The organism is Achromobacter sp. 1012554356, assembly GCF_059760815.1.
The window spans coordinates 46,867-62,391 of sequence record NZ_JCBANC010000037.1; the positions used below are offsets into that span (position 1 = coordinate 46,867).

At 62.9% G+C, this 15,525-nt stretch carries 20 protein-coding genes; 14 read left to right on the plus strand and 6 right to left on the minus strand.

Annotated elements, in window-relative coordinates; translation table 11 throughout:
• Positions 1–213 precede the first annotated feature (213 nt).
• The 7 genes from AC6LJW_RS18890 (at position 214) to AC6LJW_RS18920 (ending at position 7,526) form a co-directional block, all read left to right on the plus strand.
• On the plus strand, positions 214–1,002 hold the full coding sequence (locus tag AC6LJW_RS18890; protein WP_498087977.1) for a response regulator transcription factor: 789 nt from the start codon (positions 214–216) through the stop codon (positions 1,000–1,002).
• Between the two features lie 265 nt (positions 1,003–1,267).
• Positions 1,268–2,362: an Ig domain-containing protein gene (locus tag AC6LJW_RS18895; RefSeq protein WP_498087978.1), complete on the plus strand. Its 1,095-nt coding sequence runs from the start codon at positions 1,268–1,270 to the stop codon at positions 2,360–2,362.
• A 281-nt stretch (positions 2,363–2,643) separates the two neighbouring features.
• Positions 2,644–4,167 (plus strand): ATPase domain-containing protein, encoded by a 1,524-nt coding sequence (locus AC6LJW_RS18900; RefSeq protein ID WP_498087979.1) that lies wholly within the window; start codon positions 2,644–2,646, stop codon positions 4,165–4,167.
• Positions 4,168–4,183: 16 nt separating this feature from the next.
• Complete coding sequence (locus tag AC6LJW_RS18905; protein WP_498087981.1) at positions 4,184–5,842, plus strand: response regulator; 1,659 nt, start codon at positions 4,184–4,186, stop codon at positions 5,840–5,842.
• A gap of 66 nt (positions 5,843–5,908) precedes the next feature.
• Positions 5,909–6,295, plus strand: a complete 387-nt coding sequence (locus tag AC6LJW_RS18910; RefSeq protein WP_056563770.1) for a phage holin family protein — start codon at positions 5,909–5,911, stop codon at positions 6,293–6,295.
• Positions 6,276–6,824: an ATP synthase subunit epsilon domain-containing protein gene (locus tag AC6LJW_RS18915; RefSeq protein WP_498087982.1), complete on the plus strand. Its 549-nt coding sequence runs from the start codon at positions 6,276–6,278 to the stop codon at positions 6,822–6,824. Before AC6LJW_RS18910 ends, AC6LJW_RS18915 begins: the two co-directional genes overlap by 20 nt.
• 114 nt (positions 6,825–6,938) lie before the next feature.
• Positions 6,939–7,526 carry a TetR/AcrR family transcriptional regulator gene (locus AC6LJW_RS18920; protein WP_498087989.1) on the plus strand — a complete coding sequence of 196 codons (588 nt, stop codon included), beginning with the start codon at positions 6,939–6,941 and terminating at the stop codon, positions 7,524–7,526.
• 102 nt (positions 7,527–7,628) lie between these two features.
• Here AC6LJW_RS18920 and AC6LJW_RS18925 read toward each other — a convergent pair whose 3' ends face one another.
• A complete protein-coding gene (locus tag AC6LJW_RS18925; protein ID WP_082578871.1) occupies positions 7,629–8,099 on the minus strand; it encodes a low affinity iron permease family protein in 471 nt (156 codons plus the stop codon).
• 120 nt (positions 8,100–8,219) lie between these two features.
• Between AC6LJW_RS18925 and AC6LJW_RS18930 the strand changes: the two genes are divergently transcribed.
• The gene (locus tag AC6LJW_RS18930; protein ID WP_056563761.1) at positions 8,220–9,305 is read left to right on the plus strand and encodes a calcium:cation antiporter; all 1,086 of its coding nucleotides are present in this window, start codon (positions 8,220–8,222) and stop codon (positions 9,303–9,305) included.
• A 52-nt stretch (positions 9,306–9,357) separates the two neighbouring features.
• Here AC6LJW_RS18930 and hdeA read toward each other — a convergent pair whose 3' ends face one another.
• The 4 genes from hdeA to AC6LJW_RS18950 form a co-directional block, all read right to left on the minus strand.
• Entirely contained in the window at positions 9,358–9,657 is a 300-nt protein-coding gene (hdeA, locus tag AC6LJW_RS18935; protein ID WP_056563757.1) for an acid-activated periplasmic chaperone HdeA, read from the minus strand.
• Between the two features lie 193 nt (positions 9,658–9,850).
• Positions 9,851–10,708, minus strand: coding sequence for a ZIP family metal transporter (locus AC6LJW_RS18940; RefSeq protein WP_498087990.1), 858 nt, complete (start codon positions 10,706–10,708; stop codon positions 9,851–9,853).
• A 371-nt stretch (positions 10,709–11,079) separates the two neighbouring features.
• On the minus strand, positions 11,080–11,331 hold the full coding sequence (locus AC6LJW_RS18945; protein WP_498087983.1) for a hypothetical protein: 252 nt from the start codon (positions 11,329–11,331) through the stop codon (positions 11,080–11,082).
• A 216-nt stretch (positions 11,332–11,547) separates the two neighbouring features.
• Positions 11,548–11,772, minus strand: a complete 225-nt coding sequence (locus AC6LJW_RS18950; protein WP_498087984.1) for a CrpP-related protein — start codon at positions 11,770–11,772, stop codon at positions 11,548–11,550.
• A gap of 462 nt (positions 11,773–12,234) precedes the next feature.
• Between AC6LJW_RS18950 and AC6LJW_RS18955 the strand changes: the two genes are divergently transcribed.
• From AC6LJW_RS18955 to AC6LJW_RS18970, 4 genes are all read left to right on the plus strand, one after another.
• Positions 12,235–12,492: a DUF1488 family protein gene (locus AC6LJW_RS18955; RefSeq protein ID WP_056563748.1), complete on the plus strand. Its 258-nt coding sequence runs from the start codon at positions 12,235–12,237 to the stop codon at positions 12,490–12,492.
• A gap of 132 nt (positions 12,493–12,624) precedes the next feature.
• Positions 12,625–13,188, plus strand: coding sequence for a DUF4142 domain-containing protein (locus AC6LJW_RS18960; RefSeq protein ID WP_498087985.1), 564 nt, complete (start codon positions 12,625–12,627; stop codon positions 13,186–13,188).
• Between the two features lie 20 nt (positions 13,189–13,208).
• Positions 13,209–13,715 carry a YciE/YciF ferroxidase family protein gene (locus tag AC6LJW_RS18965; protein WP_427986189.1) on the plus strand — a complete coding sequence of 169 codons (507 nt, stop codon included), beginning with the start codon at positions 13,209–13,211 and terminating at the stop codon, positions 13,713–13,715.
• A gap of 105 nt (positions 13,716–13,820) precedes the next feature.
• A complete protein-coding gene (locus AC6LJW_RS18970) occupies positions 13,821–13,967 on the plus strand; it encodes a hypothetical protein (protein ID WP_156395130.1) in 147 nt (48 codons plus the stop codon).
• Positions 13,968–13,994: 27 nt separating this feature from the next.
• On the opposite strand, the gene AC6LJW_RS18975 is transcribed toward AC6LJW_RS18970, so the two are convergent.
• Positions 13,995–14,219, minus strand: coding sequence for a hypothetical protein (locus AC6LJW_RS18975; RefSeq protein WP_156395129.1), 225 nt, complete (start codon positions 14,217–14,219; stop codon positions 13,995–13,997).
• 159 nt (positions 14,220–14,378) lie between these two features.
• Between AC6LJW_RS18975 and AC6LJW_RS18980 the strand changes: the two genes are divergently transcribed.
• Positions 14,379–15,107, plus strand: a complete 729-nt coding sequence (locus AC6LJW_RS18980; RefSeq protein WP_056563735.1) for an SDR family oxidoreductase — start codon at positions 14,379–14,381, stop codon at positions 15,105–15,107.
• Positions 15,108–15,129: 22 nt separating this feature from the next.
• A complete protein-coding gene (locus tag AC6LJW_RS18985; protein WP_498087987.1) occupies positions 15,130–15,369 on the plus strand; it encodes a hypothetical protein in 240 nt (79 codons plus the stop codon).
• The last annotated feature ends 156 nt before the right edge of the window (positions 15,370–15,525 follow it).

A 15,525-nucleotide genomic window follows, 5' to 3' on the forward strand; every position in this document is an offset into this window, starting at 1 on the left:
GTGCAGGCCGATGCAGATTTCCGGATGCGCTTCACCGCTATCGCCGTGCCAGGCCGATACAGCGTAAGTATCCCGGTGCCTACACCTTTGATCGCGCAAGTCCATTGCGGCCTGCATGCCACGCGATCAAGCGAGGTGGCCGCAAGGTAATCGTCAGTGCGGTCTGCAACGGCTTGCCGCCATGTCGGACGCTTTGCATTCTTGCCATTACTGATGATGCCGTATTTCGAACAGTCGCTGAGGTGGGGGCAGTATCGCCCGCGTTTTTTCCAAGATGCCCGCCTCGCGCCGCGGGTCATAGCAGCATCCCCGGCCGATTCCAATCCCACCCCCACTGCCAACCCTGCTGGCGCCAAGGCATATATCGTTGACGAGGACGAATCGTCGGCATGGGCGGTCCGGCGGATTCTTGGGGATTTTTCCATTGAGGTCGTGCAGAGCCGAACGGTCCGCGATTTCTTGTCCATTTATTCGGCGGGCGAGTGCGACTGCCTGATCATGGATTTCGGAAAGCAGGCGGCCGACACAGCCTTGCAGCGCGACATGGTGCAGGCGAACGCGGCCTTGCCAACTATCTTCATCAAGTCCGAACCTGAGTTCGGGGATGCGGTTGAAGCGATGCGGCGCGGCGCGGTCGACTTCTTTGCAAAGCCTTTGAATTCAAGCCGGCTCTGCCAATCCATTCACTTTGCGCTGCGCTTGAGTCGTGGCGCTTACCTGAATCGGGTCCGGGCGAACGAGGAAGAAGCGCGGAAAGCGATGCTCACGCCGCGCGAACTGGTGATCGTTCAGGGCGTGATCGCCGGAAACTCCAGCAAGGAGATCGCAGAGCATCTCCATATATCGGTCCGAACCGTCGACAACCACAAGGCGCGGGTTTATTCGAAGCTGAACATCAACACCTCGCTCGCGTTGGCACGCCTTTTCATTGGTCTGATAAAGCCCGGCAACGACTGGCGTTTCGTTGAGGAAGACCCGGATTACGTGCCTGCAAAAGGGTAGTTTTACTCTGCATTCCGGTCTGTCGATCTTGAAATAATGTGACGCCCAGTTTTCAGATTCATTGACGCTGAACGTGGCCTGCAGCCTTGCACGACATCCGTGATGTCAATGCAAAGCGCCAAAACGGAGCATCAAGGTCTGCCTGAAGGACACGAGGTGATTGGGGTCTCGAAGAGTGGGCGCCGCTGCGCCCCGCTTGTCGAGAAATGTATAACGCGCACAGCGCATCGTTGATTAAGTCACAAGGACCGTTATGAACAAGAAAATGATCTCCCGATTCGCGTGCTTGGGAGTCGCTGTTGGACTGATCGCAGTCAAGCCAGGCCAAGTCATCGCCGCCGAAGACTTCAAACCGCCCGTGGGAAAGATCACGCAACGTGCAGCGCCCGCCAAAGGGGCACCGGCAGCTTCCACGAGCGCCCCGGCAGCGTCCGGCGCGACCACAGGGGGTCAGGACATCGCCCGTGCCCGTACGGCGGCCGCAGCGCCGGACAAGGGCCTTTCCATCACCTCGGGTGCAACACTCAATTCCCAACTGATCCGGGTGCGCACGTCGGGCGGCACAGGATCGTTGAATTTCCGGTTGCTCGACACCAGCGGCAAACCTGCGGAGCTGCCTGCCGGCCTGGTGTTTGGATCCGATGGGTCGCTGTCCGGCGCGGCGCCCTCTGTCGCCAGCCCCAAGACGTTGACGTATCTCATCCAGGTCGAAGACAGCGGTGGCGGCAAGGCCAGCCGTACGGTGCAATTGACCATCAATCCGCCCTTGAACGTCGAGGGCGGTTCTATTCAAGCCACGGCGGGTGGACGAATCAAGAGCCCGGTAAAGTTCATCAACGTCAGCGGCGGTACGGGCAACTACGCCGTTTCCTATTCGAACCCCGACGGCAGTGCCATGCGCATGCCTTCTGGTCTGGTGCTTGACGGTAGCGGCCGTGTCAGCGGCGCCGTGCCCAAGTCCTCGGAAAAAATGGTGGGGCTCACGGCCACCATCAGCGACGAGGGCGGTGCCCGAGTCTCCATTCCCGTGGATTTCAACCTGGCGCCGGCGCTGGAAATCTCGACCCATCCGATTGAATTGACCGCGGGCGCCACGATGCCGGCGGCGCTGCCTGTGGTGAACGCCAATGGCGGGAGCGGCGCCGTGCGCTACGCGCTGTTCGACAAGGACGGCACGACGCCCGCCCGGCTTCCGGAAGGCCTGAAGTTTGACGAGGCCACCGGAACGCTGCGCGGTTTGGTGCCACCAACGCCGCAGGAAGGCCGGTACGTGGTGCTGGCCCAAGACGCCGGCGGCGGCGAAGCCAGCGCCCGATTCGAATGGAAGATCAATCCCCAGCTTCAGATTTCGTTCGAATAACCTGAGCTGATTTACAAGACGCCCGCCTTCTGCATGCCGTATGCAGAAGGCGGGCGTTTCAGTTTTGTGCGGGTTGCCAACGCCTCCCATCGTGAGACGGGAGGCGCCCCGCGACTTTGGTTTGCCGTTGACGTCCGGTCATGACGCCCTTCCAGGGGGGGCGACCGCGATATCGTCCCTCAGACGGGCGATTCAGTACGTAACATATCTTTCCGGCTGGATGCCATTCGCGGTTGGCGTTGGCGATATGCTTGTTCTCTGACTCGTACTACGGGAAAGCCATGAGCGCAATGACTGAAGAACAGACTGCGGCTTTCAAGCCTGACGCAAAGATTTCGACCGGAAACACCGGCATTGATGACATCCTTGGCGGCGGCTTGGACCCCAACAAAATGTATCTCTGCGAAGGCAGGCCGGGCACAGGCAAGACGACCATGGGAATGCAATTCCTGTTGGAAGGCGTGCGCCAAGGCGAGCGCGCGCTTTATGTCGCGCTATCCGAGAGCCCAGCGGAACTGAGACTGGTCGCGCACCGCCACGGATGGTCATTGGACGGTGTCGAGATCCTTGAGCTGGTTTCCGAAGAGGTTCTGGACCCCGATCGGGAACTCACCGTGTTGCATCCCGCCGAGATGGAGCTTACCGAGACTACGCGCCTGATTCTGGACAAGGTCGAATCGCTTGATCCGGCGCGGGTCGTCATTGACAGCCTGTCGGAACTGCGTCTGCTGGCGCAGGGTTCGCTGCGCTATCGCCGCCAGATCCTGGCGATGAAGCACTTTTTCGCGAATCGCTCGTGCACAGTAATCTTGCTGGACGACCAGGCGGCCAAAGAGGACGACCTGCAATTGCACTCCATCTCGCACGGCGTCATCGCACTCGAGCAGATTGCGGTCGACTACGGCGCCCAGCGGCGGCGGCTGCGCATATTGAAAATGCGCGGCATGGATTTTCGCGGCGGCTACCACGACTTCACAATCAAGCGGGGTGGGCTGGAGGTCTATCCGCGGCTCGTCGCGGCGGAGCATCACAAAGAGTTTGCCCCGATTCCCACGCCCAGCGGCAATGCCGAACTGGATAGCTTGTTGGGCGGAGGGCTGGATCGCGGCACGAATGTTCTGCTGATTGGCGCCGCGGGGGTGGGAAAGTCTTCGCTTGCGGCGACCTATGCGCTAGCGGCGACGCAGCGCGGCGAGCATGCGGCCATCTTCGCGTTCGACGAGTCGCGCGCTACGTTTTTTGCGCGCGCCCGCGCGTTGGGATTGCCGATGGAATCCGCGCGGGAAGTGGGTCTTCTGACCTTCAAGCAAATCGATCCCGCGGAAATGGCGCCAGGCGAATTCACGGCGCTGGTTCGCCGCGCGGTCGAGGAGGACGGGGCGCGGGTGGTGGTGTTTGACAGCCTGAACGGCTATTTGAACGCAATGCCTGACGGCCGCTTCTTGATTCTGCAGATGCACGAACTGTTGAGCTACCTTGGGCAGCAGGGCGTGACAACGGTGATGATCCTGGCGCAGCACGGTATGGTGGGACCGATGGAAACGCCCATGGACATCAGCTATCTCAGTGATACGGTGATCATGCTGCGGTACTTCGAGTTTGAGGGACGCGTCCGACGCGCCATTTCCGTCGTCAAGAAGCGCAGTGGCGCACACGAGCATGCCATCCGCGAGTTCAGCATGTCGGGAGAAGGGTTGGTCGTCGGCCCGCCATTGACCTCCTTTCAGGGAATATTCTCCGGACAGCCGCAATACACGGGCGACGACCTGCGCCTTCTGCTGAATAATCCCGATGCGCCGACCTGAGGATGCCGAAGCGCGTGTGCTGGTCTATGCGCCGATCGGCCGCGACGGGGAAGCCGCCGCGCGGTTGCTGCAGCGTGCGGGCTTCGACACGCTCGTTTGCCGGGATATCGAGGACCTGCTGACGCAGGCCGAGACCGGCGTCCTGACCGTCTGCCTGACCGAGGAAGGCCTGTTCGGCAAAAGCCTGGAGCGGGTAGCCGAGTGGTTGAAGGCCCAGCCGGCGTGGTCCGGGCTGCCGTTTGTCGTGTTGACGGGCAAGACGCAGACTGGCCCGGTTGTGCGGTGGCGGGAGCGAATGATCGAACTGCTGGGCAACGTTTCGCTGCTGGAGCGGCCAGTTCATAGCCTTGCATTGACCACCATGGTTCAAACGGCGGCGCGGGCCCGGACGCGGCAATATGAAATCCGCTCGCTGCTTCAGGCTGAGAAGCAGGCTGCCCAGGTGCTTGAGTCGGTCGTCGCAAGCCGAACGCGCGAACTGGAAGTGGCCAATGCCGAACTTCAGCAGCAGATGCGCGAACGCAGCAAGATCGAAGAATCGCTTCGTCAGGCGCAAAAGCTCGAAGCGCTGGGTCAGCTGACGGGCGGGGTGGCTCACGATTTCAATAACCTGCTGATGGTCATTTCAGGCGGGCTGCAAATGTTGCAGCGACCGATCGACGACGCGCGGCGCACCCGCTTGTATTCCTCGATGAGACAGGCGGTGGATCGGGGCGCGTCGTTGTCGCGTCAACTGCTGACGTTTGCACGTCGCCAGGCCTTGCGTCCGCAGGTTCTGGACCTGAACGTGGTCGTTCGAAACATGCTCGAGATGCTGGAGCGCAGCCTGCGCGGCGACATCGTCATTGCGCTGGCGCTGGCTGACGATCTCTGGCCGGTCGAAGTGGACCCCGGCGAGCTGGAACTCGTCATCTTGAATCTGGCGGTCAATGCGCGCGACGCCATGCCGGACGGCGGCGTGATCGAAATCCGGACGGAGAACGTGGCGGCATCCGGAAAGGGTGAATTGACCGTCGACCACATCGCATTGCGGGTGTCAGACACCGGAACGGGCATGAGCGCGGCGGTAGCTGAACGCGTGTTTGAGCCGTTTTTCACCACCAAGGACGTCGGCAAGGGGTCGGGGCTGGGCCTGGCGCAGGCGTACGGCTTTGCCAAACAGTCGGGTGGCGCCATCGAGCTCTCCACGGAGATGGACGTTGGCACCATCGTCTCGGTCTGCCTGCCGCGGTCAAAAAGGCGGCTGGCTGCGCAGGGCAAGTCGGCTGAGGCCGGCACGGTCCAGGAGCGGCCTGCGGCGTTGAACGTGCTGCTGGTCGAAGACGACGCTGCCGTTGCGACCTTGACCGCCAGCATGCTGGAAGAACTGGGTTATGTGGTGACGCCCGCCGCCAGTGCAGCCGAAGCGTTGGAAGTGTTGAGCAACAACGCCGTCATCGATGTGATGCTGACGGATGCCATGATGCCCGGCGGCAAGAGCGGTATTCAACTGGCTCGGGAAGTCCGCGCCCAACGGCCGGATCTTCCGGTCGCATTGATGACCGGCTTTCTGGGCGAGGAAGTGAAAAGGGCGGGGCAAGAGGGTATTCCGCTGTTGTCAAAGCCTTACCGGCTGGAGCAGCTGGCGGGGCTGTTGCTCCGATTGACCGGGCGACGCGCGGCCGGGCGGGCATAAGAGACCGCGCAGAATGCCGCCGGAATGCAATTTGCTGACAGGGACGGTCAAGCCCAAGGAGACGCCATGATTTCGGAACGATTACGCAGATTGCGCCGCATCGCGGCCTTTGCCGCCGAACGCTCGGGGGACTATGTCGAGTTGGTGGGTATTGAATTGTCCCTATACCGGGCCGCGCTGGTCGCCACGGTCATCAGCAGTGTGGCCCTGGTTTTCTGCGGCCTGGGCACGTTGGGGTTCGTGTCCGTCGCCGCCATCGTGAGCTTCTGGGATACCGAGCATCGCAAGCTGGCGGCGTGGCTTGTTGCCGGCGCGTGGTTGCTCATCACGCTCATTTCGCTCGCCATTTCGACACGTAGCGCGCCGAAGGGATCACCCTTTGCGGAACTGAGCCATCAGGTGCGCCTCGATACCGCTGCTGCACGGAGCCATTATGACAACCACGCTGGCTGACAAGGTGGCCCTTCTGGCCAAGATGGAGCGCGACCGCCAGGCGCTCGCCGTTCCCATGCGGCGCAGCTCGCCCCGCAGCACGGTGGGCGCGGCCTGGGCCCGGACGGCGGCGCTTGCCGCGGGGGCGACGCTGGGATGGCCGCGATTTTTGCGCCAGCCCTTGCGCGCCATGGCTGCGGTGGCGATGCGCGACCGCGTCTCCGAATTGATGGGCCGCATGCAGGTGCGGCGCGTCAGCAATCCGATGCCTGATCCCGACATGGCGCGTCTGGAGAAGATGGTCGAAGCGGTGCGCGCGGCGGCCGAGCGTTCGGCCGATGACGCGGAGATCGAGCGTCTGCGGGCACAGCTTGACGATCAGGTGAGGCGGCTGCGGACGGCGCGGGCGTTGCTGGCGGCGCAGACCTCGCGTCCGATGCGGCCTTCGGATCCGTCTCGTCAGCCGGCTCCCGCACGTCCGCCGGATCTCTCGTTGCCCTCGGGCAGCCTCGCGGCGCCCACGGGGCGGGACGTGTCGGCGATTCCGTAGTTGGAGACGGTCCGGGAGGCGGCGAGGCCGTCTTGACACGCTACCGACCAACTAGTAGATTGGCGGCCATTCATATCGACGTGCGCCATCCCGCCAATCGGAGTCATTTTGGCCATAGCCCTGGAACTTTCTGCCCGTGCCGCCGAGATCGTCGCGCACACGAAACTGCTGCTCGCCGAAGGCGGTTATCACGGGTTCAGCTACGCGGACGTGTCCGAGCGCGTGCGCATCGGCAAACCCAGCATTCACCATCACTTTCCGACGAAGGCCGAGCTCGTCCTGACGGTCGTCATGCGTCATCGCGAAGAGGCCCTTGCCGGGCTGGCGGCGCTGGATCAGCACGTGGCGGATCCGGTGGGGCGTCTGACTGCCTACACGGATTACTGGGCCAAGTGCATCCGCGAAGGCAGCGCCTCGATGTGCATCTGCGCGATGCTGGCGGCGGAGTCGCCGATGATTCCGCCGGAAGTGGCGGCCGAGGTGCGGGCTTATTTCAAGGACCTGACCGCGTGGATCGCGTCAGTGCTTGAAGACGGGGCGAAGGCGGGGCGGTTTCATTTGCGCGATAGCGCTCAGGTCGAGGCGCAGGCCTTCATGTCCACCGTGCATGGCGCAATGCTGACGGCGCGCGCGTTCAACGATCCGAAGGCGTTTGCAGCGATCATGCAGGCCGCTATCCGGCAGATCGCGGCGTCGGCCTGATCCTGGAAGGGCGCGTGCGAAGGCGCGCACCATTTTTTGCACGGGCCATCTGGCTGCGCACCCACCGTCGCGGTGTGCGCGCCTGACGGCCCGGGCAACCTGTCAGCGTTGCCGGCGGCTGCGCGCCCGTTGACGATGCTGCTTCCGGGCGCGGGCCGTCAATGCGGACGCCAAGGCAAGAAGCTTGTCTTCGTCCAGACGCTCGGCGTCGACCAGTTGCTCGTCGGCGCCTTTGACCGCAATCAGCAGCTCGTCCAGCTTCAGGTGAAGCGCCTCGCTATCCTTGTTCTGGCTCTGCTGAATCAGGAAAACCATCAGGAACGTGATGATGGTCGTGCCAGTGTTGATGACCAACTGCCAGGTCTCGGAGAAGCCGAACACAGGCCCTGAAGTCGCCCACAGGGCGACCGCGATCAACGCGATGCCGAAGGCGACGGGCGAGCCCGCCCACTTGGTCACGAGGGTTGCGAACCGGTCAAAAAAATGGGAGACCGGATTGCGTTTGCCGGTCTTCCCGGGTCGTGATCGCGACCTGGATCCGGACGGCCGCTTTACTGCGTTCCTGGTCGGCATGGCGCTCCATCCATACATGCACGGGCTCTGAACACAGCAAGCCGTGTGCCCACGCGCTGGCACCGCCGCTGGCGGAACGGCGCGTGCTAGGCTCTCGGTGTTCCAGCCCGTCAGGTTGCGATGAAATCCCTACTGCAATCCGAAATGTTCCTGCTGCTGGCCTGCTTGCTCGCGGTCGCGGGGTTCGTGGTCGACCCGCAACTGGAGGGGCTTGGGCAAGCTGCAAGCCTGGCGGAGACCGCCGTGTTGATCGCGGCGATTCTTGCCGCATCGCTGAGCGTTGCGCGCCACGCGGAACGCATCGCACAGAGGCTGGGTGACCCTTACGGCAGCATGATCCTGACGTTGTCGGCGGTGCTGGTCGAAGTGATTGTGCTGGTGATCGTGGCGTCCAAGGCGGGATCGCCGACGCTGGTTCGCGACAGCATCTATTCTGCGGTGATGCTGGATATCAACGGCATCTTGGGCGTGGCGGCCTTGATCGGCGGGTTCAAGCACGGCGAGCAGGCCTACAACGATGATTCGGCGCGCACGTATAGCGTGATGATCCTGACTGCCGTCACGGTGTCGATGATCATCCCCGAGTTCGTGCCGCAGCCCAGTTGGCGGGCCTACAGCGCCTTCACCGTCGTGTCGATGTTGCTGATGTACGGTGTGTTTGTGCGGATGCAGACCGGGCCTCACAGCTATTTCTTCAGCTATAGCTATCCCGAGAAAAAGACACGCACGCCCGTGCCGCCCGGCGGTGGTCCCGGCTGGCGCCATTCGGCTGCGGTAATGGCTGTCGGCATCATTGCGGTGGGCGCGCTGGCCGAATTGATGTCGCATGCGCTGAACCGCGGTCTGGAAGGCATGGACGTGCCGGTTGGGTTGATCGCGCTGGTGGTGGCGGGCATTTCGGCCGCGCCCGAGATGTTGACGGCGTTCCGGGCGGCGCTGGCCAACCGCATGCAGTCGGTGGTCAACATCGCGCTCGGCGCGTCGTTGTCGACGGTGATCCTGACCGTGCCCGCGATGGAAGCCTTGGCTCTCTTTACCGGCCAGCGGATCGACATGGCGATGACGCCGCTGCAGACGTTGATGATGCTGGTGACGTTGATCGTCGCGGCCATCAACCTGAACGACGGCCAGACCAACGCGATCGAAGGCCTGACGCACTTCGTGCTGTTTGGCGCTTTCCTGATGCTGCTTACGTTGGGGTTATAACTGCGAGCACACGATTCCCCCGGAGCGCGAGGCCCCAGGGGAGTGGGAACGATTATTTCTTCAGACCCGCCAGGGCGTCGCGAAGCATCTGCTTAGGGTTTTCGTTGCACTGCTTGACCAGCATCGGCGTGCGGGTGCTGATGCCCTCGACGTCGAGCACGGCCTCTTCGGGCTTGCCCTTGTTGTTAAGCGCTTCTGCATAGCTGACGACGACGGGGCGATAGGTCTCTTGAACGCCTAGGAAATCCTGGCATTGCCACAGCGCAAGAGGCTTCTTTGCATCAGCTGCTTGGCCAGTGACCGCGAAGGTCATTGAGCCAATAAGACCAATCATCAGTAGGTGCTTCTTCATATTCGAGCTCCTGGGGTTGGCTTGCAGACGAAACGGCTTAATGAGAAATAGACAAAAACGGCATATACAAAAAACGTGAGCGCAGGCTCACCGTCCTAAATTACTGAAAACGGATGAGCGTCGTCAACGCAACTGTGCACCGAAGGGTGGAGTGAGGCTTTTATACCGGTTACGCCGTATCGTCAGGCGGTCGTCATTGCAATGCGGTGTCCAGCACCGTCATCAGCACAAAGCCCAGCATCAGGCCGCAGGTGGCGGGCACTTCGTGCCCTTTCCGGTGGGTCTCGGGAATGATTTCGTGGCTGATGACGAAGAGCATCGCGCCCGCAGCAAAGCCCAATCCCCAAGGCAGCAGCGACGCCGACCAGCCGACGATTGCCGCACCCAGCACCGCGCCCAGCGGTTCGACCAGGCCAGAGGCCATGCCGAAGCCCACCGCGAACGCGCGCCGGTAGCCGGCGGCCAGCAGCGCGATCGCCACCACCAAGCCTTCGGGCACGTCCTGAATCGAGATGCCCATGGCCAGGGAGCCGGCCTGCACGGGGTCTGCGCCGGCATAGCCGACGCCGATCGCCAGGCCTTCGGGAAAGTTGTGGAGCGTGATCGCAAAGACGAAAAGCCACGTGCGCCGCAGGTTGCGGGCTGGCTTGCCTTCCTTGCCCTTGATGAAGTGCTCGTGCGGCAGCACGCGGTCCAGAACCAGCAGCGCCGACGCCCCGAGCAGGATGGCGCCGGCGATGGAGAGTCCGGCGCCCCATGGTCCTCTGCCCAGCTCGCGGGCGGCATCCAGGCCCGGAATGATGAGGGAAAAGGCGCACGCGGCCAGCATGATGCCGGCGCCGAATCCCAGCAATGTGTCCTGGACGCGCTCGGGCACGCGTTGCGAGAAGGCGACCGGCAACGCGCCCAGTGCGGTCGCGCCAGCGGCGAGCAAGCCGCCCAGTAGCGCCGCGCCCACCGCCGGATGCGATGCGTCCAGGTAGCGCCACAGCGCGAAGACGCCGAACGCGCTGAGTGCGAGCAGAGAGGTTCCGAGCAGGCCCTTCAGCATGGATGCGCGCGGATCCGGCAGGATTTGGCCGTCCTGCACGGCGGGGCGGGGCACTTAAGGCGTTCCCGGATAGCGTTGCGACGTCAGCGCCCAAGATGGCCATGCGTATGCCGTAAGCGCTGAATCCTTTTGCGTGCGGTGGCGTGGCCGTTCCATGATGCTCCTCGGGTGAAGGCCGGCACGCCGTTTCGGGGCTGCCGGCAAGTCGTGCTGCGGTCGTGCGGCGCTGAAATAGCGCGCTGATGCTACAGGGCTGTGACGCTCTAGCAATGCGCGTGCCCGGCCCGGGGGCGTGGCCGCGGTCAATGAAAAAGAGCGCCCTAGGGCGCTCCAGAAGACTTACGCGCGTGTGGCGCTGGGTCAGGCAGCGATCAGGTCAGGCAGAACTGCGGGGCGCCGCTGGCGTCCACGCGCCGGATGCCCTTCAGGATCCATTTGGCGTGGCGTTCGGCTTCGTGCTGCGCGGCAAATAGTTTGCCGCTCGGGATGGGCCAGACCGCCTTCCCGTCGCGGTCGCCGTCACGTCGGGTCGTGACGTCGAGCCGGTACTTGCCGCTTGGCAACTCAATGACATCGCAGTGGACTTTGAATCCATCTACGCAAATACCATTTTCAGTATTCATCGTGCGCTCCAGAGAGTGGTGTTCAGGAATTTTCCTGCTCGGGATTTTCCGAAAAGTGCCTCTGGGGGGGTGCAACAAAGTGCAAGAATTCCCGACCAGTCCGAGCCGGCGATTTCGGCCATGAAAGTGCGCCGCCACGTGTCCGCCGGACGGTCAAATGAATTGGGCCCTGGACGATGTCCAGGGCCCTGGCGGGATATGCGTCGCAGGCAGTCGCTACCTGCGCGTGATCATGAATGGGGATGACGGCGCGCGGCCGACGACGCGAGATCTGACGCCGTCTTTCCACCCAGCTTTCCACATCTCGACGCGGCTGCGCCATTCATTGACTGATTCGCCGGTCTGCGCAGGCATGGCTGCGGTGCGAAGGTAGGGGCAATCCAAAAGGGTCAACCCTTGGCGCGCGGCGTCTGCTCCCAACTCCTGGATATCCACGTGCATGGCAACTCTCCCAAAAGATGCGAGCGGCTAGTGTGCCGATGGCACATCGCTCGCGCAACGAAGTGCGTGTAACGCGGCGTTTCCTTGTTACATCGTCGTAAGACTCTTGTTTTCCCCCGCGAAAAAAGCGCCCCGCGGTGCGGGGCGAAGATTCACGGTCCAAACAAAACGCAAACGTCACAGCGACGTGGCGAGGCCGTGCCGGCCACCAGACTCCCCAACCAGAGCCCGGTAACCCTGCCGCTGTGACACGCGAGCAGCCGCAACTATTGTTCCCGTCTCGCATGGCGGCAAGATGACTGCGGGCCGGGTCGCCGGTTGATGCGTGCGTACCGATGCGATTTCTACATGATCGGAAGATTTGACGTGCGCCGCGCGAACGGAACACGACTTGCTGGCCCTGATGGCCGGCGCGCCGTCCTGCGGCGCGTCTTCATCAACAAACGCGCCAGGAGAACTGAAATGAAATTCACCAAAGCGACCCACGCGAAAGCGCAAGGCGATGCAATTGTGTTCGAGATGGAGACGGCGGGCGTGACACGGCAGTTCGAAATATCGGGCGATGTGCTGCGGCAGCGGTTCGGCGCCGCCGATGACTCCGCGCCGGAATTGCTGCGGGCATTCGAGAGCGGCGCCGACGCGCTGCGCGAGCTGGCGCACCGCGCGCAGTGGGTGCCGGCAGACGGACCCATCCAGGTGGGCGAAGGCGATTTTGGCTGATGGCGAACGCAGCAATGCGGCCCACGGGCCGCGCCGCGCTGCTTCACCGGGCATGACGTTTGCTGGATGGCCCTTGTGCGCCGGACGGCATCAGGCCGGCAGCCGGCGACTTATTCACTACTGGAGGTCCGAATGAAAAACCGTCTTTTGAAGGCAGGGCTTGGCGCTGCAATTGTCCTTGGCATGAGTTCGGTTGTGCTCGCGCAAACCCCGCCTGCCCCGGGCGCGCAGGTTCCCGCTGCAACGAACAAGCTGGATAGCGAGGCTCGCGGCTTTCTGACCGACGCGGCGGAGTCCGGCCACCTTGAGATTGCCGGCAGCAAGATGGCGCTTGAAAAGTCGCAGAACGCCGAGGTAAAGCAATTTGCGCAGAAGATGATTGACGATCACACCAAGGTGGGCCAGCAGCTTGAGGCCTTGGCCAAGAGTAAGGGTTTTGAACCGCCCAAGGATCCTTCGTTGATGCAGACGGCCAAGCTCAAGGCATTGGGGCTGCGTGACGAAGGGTTCGACAAGGCGTATGCCGACGAGATCGGCGTGGACGCGCACGAGGATGCGGTCAAGCTCTTTGAGAAGGCCTCGAAGGAAGTGAAGGACCCCGAGGTCAAGCAGTTTGCGATCGAAACGCTGCCCAGCTTGCAGCAGCATCTGCAGGCCGCCAAAACGCTGCAGCAAAGCGTGTCTGCCAAGAAGTGATTCCGAACACAGGAGTGATCATGAGCCAGAAGACGTTGAAGGACCTGTTTATTCACGAGCTATCGGATATTTACAGCGCCGAAAAGCAATTGGCCCGCGCGTTGCCGAAGATGGCTCGCGCCGCCACTGATCCCACGCTGGCGGAGGCTTTCACCACGCACCTTGAGGAAACGCGCGGCCAGATTGAACGCATCGACAAGATCGTTGAAGGTGCGGATTTCCGGCTCAAGCGCATCAAGTGCGCCGCCATGGAAGGACTGGTGGAAGAAGGCAAGGACGTCATCGAAGACGTCGAAGAAGGCCCGGTGCGCGATGCCGCGCTGATTGCTGCGGCGCAGAAGGTCGAGCATTACGAGATCGCCAGCTACGGCACACTCTGCACCTTCGCCAAGCAACTGGGCGAGACGGAGGCGTTGACGCTGCTCAAGGAAACGCTGGCCGAAGAAAAGGCCACCGACGAAAAGCTGAGCATGCTGGCGCTGAAGCAGACCAATGCTGAAGCGGCCAAGGCAGGCAAGGCGAAGTAATTGCAACCTGCATGAAGCCGGTGGCGATGAATGCGGCCCTGTTTCCTTTTCGGCACAGGGCCGTGATCGGGTCACGAGCCGGGGGCGGGTATCCGGGAGCGCATCATGAAACCTGTTGACGATTCTTCCACTCGCGCCCGCCCGGCGCGGCGCGGCGCCAAGACTGGCCGGGGACCCTGGCTGATGCTAGCTGTCTGGATTGGCGCCGTGGCCGTGCTGTTCATCGTTGGACTGCTGATTCGCGGGATGTAGCCGCGGGGTTCGTGTCAGGCGCGCCGGCTATTGGCAGAGTCTCGATGCCACCATCGTGACGACCGTGCCGTCCGGCAGCTTGTAATGTCCATCGCCCTGCCACGTGACAAGTTGGCCGTCGGGCAGGCAGCAATAAGAGCTGGTCTTCTGGTCGCCCTGGGGCTGTGAGCAGTATCTGTCGATCCGGTAGGTGCTGCCATCGGCAGCGGCTGCCACCACCTCCATGACACGTTTGTATGCTGGGTTTGCCATGTGTGCCTCCTGTTCGCCGTTCGGGCTATTGGTGCATGCGGCCTCTGCGTGGTCAATACGCATCGCAGCATCAGCCAGGGCTTGAAGGGACGCATGGTGGCCGATGCGCCGCGGGAAGATCGGATCGCCGCACGCATCGCGGCTTAAAGGAGCGCAACCATGCACGAATTCGAGAGCCTTGACGGGCGGGTAATCCTTGTGACGGGCGGGGGCAGCGGACTGGGTGCGGCGCTGTGCGAGCAGCTTGCGGCCGAAGGTGCGCGTGTCGCGGTCAGCGACATCGACGAGCAGCGCGCAAATGCTGTCGCGGGCAAGTTGAAGGAAGGGGGCGCAGACGTCATGGCCTGCATCATGGACGTGGGCGTGGCGGCCGACGTTGCCGAGTGCATGGACGCGATCGTGCGGCATTTCGGCAAGTTGGACGCCATCGTTAACAGTGCCGGCATCGATGTGACGGCTTCCATCGACCAGCTTGACGCCGATGTGTGGGAGCGCGTGCTGCGCACGAATCTGACCGGACCTTTCCTGATGGCCAAGCTGGGTAAAAACCGGCTTAGTCCGGGTGGTCATATCGTGAACGTGGCGTCGACCGCCGCGCGGCGCGCGTGGCCCAATGCCAGTGCCTATCACGCCAGCAAGTGGGGGTTGATGGGGTTGTCGCATGCACTGCATGCCGAACTGCGCGGCATGGGCATCAAGGTCAGCGCGGTCATCGCGGGCGGTATGCGTACGCCGTTCTTGCTGGACCGGTTTCCGGATATCGACACGGGCACGCTGCAGGACCCCGCCAACGTGGCGCGTGCTGTGCGCTTCGTGCTGACGCAACCGCCGGAGACCGTGGTGCCCGAGGTTATGGTGTTGCCGATGAAGGAAACGTCTTGGCCCTGACTACAACCCAAGGAGATGCATCATGAGCACTAAACCCCATTCCCATCAGGACGATCCCGCCGACGCGGGCCGCAAGCCGGTGCCGCCTGGCGAACGCACGCTGTCGCACCGCCCGGCCGATCCGAACCGCACCGGCGCGGGGCGGCAGTTTCCGCCGGGCATGGATCCCGAGGACGTCTGGGATCCTGGTCGTGCCACACCGGATGCGCCGCCCGTGGACAACCGGTCCGGAGAAGGGCAGCCGCCAGATCGTAAAAAATGAAATTCGCCCGGCCGCCAGGGCGGGGGAAAGCACGCGAGGGCGACGACATGCCGCGCGACGCGTCCGCGAAGAAGAGGCGCCTATTTTGACGCCCGGCGCGGCGTCGGCCTGGGGCGCGCGGGGCTACGATTGCGGTCCGGAGCCTTCGCTCCGGAC

Excerpts from the sequence above, each read along its gene's own strand:
- AC6LJW_RS18890 (WP_498087977.1), top strand. The coding sequence starts at position 214 with ATGATGCCGTATTTCGAACAGTCGCTGAGGTGGGGGCAGTATCGCCCG.
- AC6LJW_RS18895 (WP_498087978.1), top strand. The coding sequence starts at position 1,268 with ATGATCTCCCGATTCGCGTGCTTGGGAGTCGCTGTTGGACTGATCGCA.
- AC6LJW_RS18900 (WP_498087979.1), top strand. The coding sequence starts at position 2,644 with ATGAGCGCAATGACTGAAGAACAGACTGCGGCTTTCAAGCCTGACGCA.
- AC6LJW_RS18910 (WP_056563770.1), top strand. The coding sequence starts at position 5,909 with ATGATTTCGGAACGATTACGCAGATTGCGCCGCATCGCGGCCTTTGCC.
- AC6LJW_RS18915 (WP_498087982.1), top strand. The coding sequence starts at position 6,276 with ATGACAACCACGCTGGCTGACAAGGTGGCCCTTCTGGCCAAGATGGAG.
- AC6LJW_RS18925 (WP_082578871.1), bottom strand. The coding sequence starts at position 8,099 with ATGCCGACCAGGAACGCAGTAAAGCGGCCGTCCGGATCCAGGTCGCGA.
- AC6LJW_RS18930 (WP_056563761.1), top strand. The coding sequence starts at position 8,220 with ATGAAATCCCTACTGCAATCCGAAATGTTCCTGCTGCTGGCCTGCTTG.
- hdeA (WP_056563757.1), bottom strand. The coding sequence starts at position 9,657 with ATGAAGAAGCACCTACTGATGATTGGTCTTATTGGCTCAATGACCTTC.
- AC6LJW_RS18940 (WP_498087990.1), bottom strand. The coding sequence starts at position 10,708 with ATGCTGAAGGGCCTGCTCGGAACCTCTCTGCTCGCACTCAGCGCGTTC.
- AC6LJW_RS18945 (WP_498087983.1), bottom strand. The coding sequence starts at position 11,331 with ATGAATACTGAAAATGGTATTTGCGTAGATGGATTCAAAGTCCACTGC.
- AC6LJW_RS18950 (WP_498087984.1), bottom strand. The coding sequence starts at position 11,772 with ATGCACGTGGATATCCAGGAGTTGGGAGCAGACGCCGCGCGCCAAGGG.
- AC6LJW_RS18955 (WP_056563748.1), top strand. The coding sequence starts at position 12,235 with ATGAAATTCACCAAAGCGACCCACGCGAAAGCGCAAGGCGATGCAATT.
- AC6LJW_RS18960 (WP_498087985.1), top strand. The coding sequence starts at position 12,625 with ATGAAAAACCGTCTTTTGAAGGCAGGGCTTGGCGCTGCAATTGTCCTT.
- AC6LJW_RS18965 (WP_427986189.1), top strand. The coding sequence starts at position 13,209 with ATGAGCCAGAAGACGTTGAAGGACCTGTTTATTCACGAGCTATCGGAT.
- AC6LJW_RS18970 (WP_156395130.1), top strand. The coding sequence starts at position 13,821 with ATGAAACCTGTTGACGATTCTTCCACTCGCGCCCGCCCGGCGCGGCGC.
- AC6LJW_RS18975 (WP_156395129.1), bottom strand. The coding sequence starts at position 14,219 with ATGGCAAACCCAGCATACAAACGTGTCATGGAGGTGGTGGCAGCCGCT.
- AC6LJW_RS18980 (WP_056563735.1), top strand. The coding sequence starts at position 14,379 with ATGCACGAATTCGAGAGCCTTGACGGGCGGGTAATCCTTGTGACGGGC.
- AC6LJW_RS18985 (WP_498087987.1), top strand. The coding sequence starts at position 15,130 with ATGAGCACTAAACCCCATTCCCATCAGGACGATCCCGCCGACGCGGGC.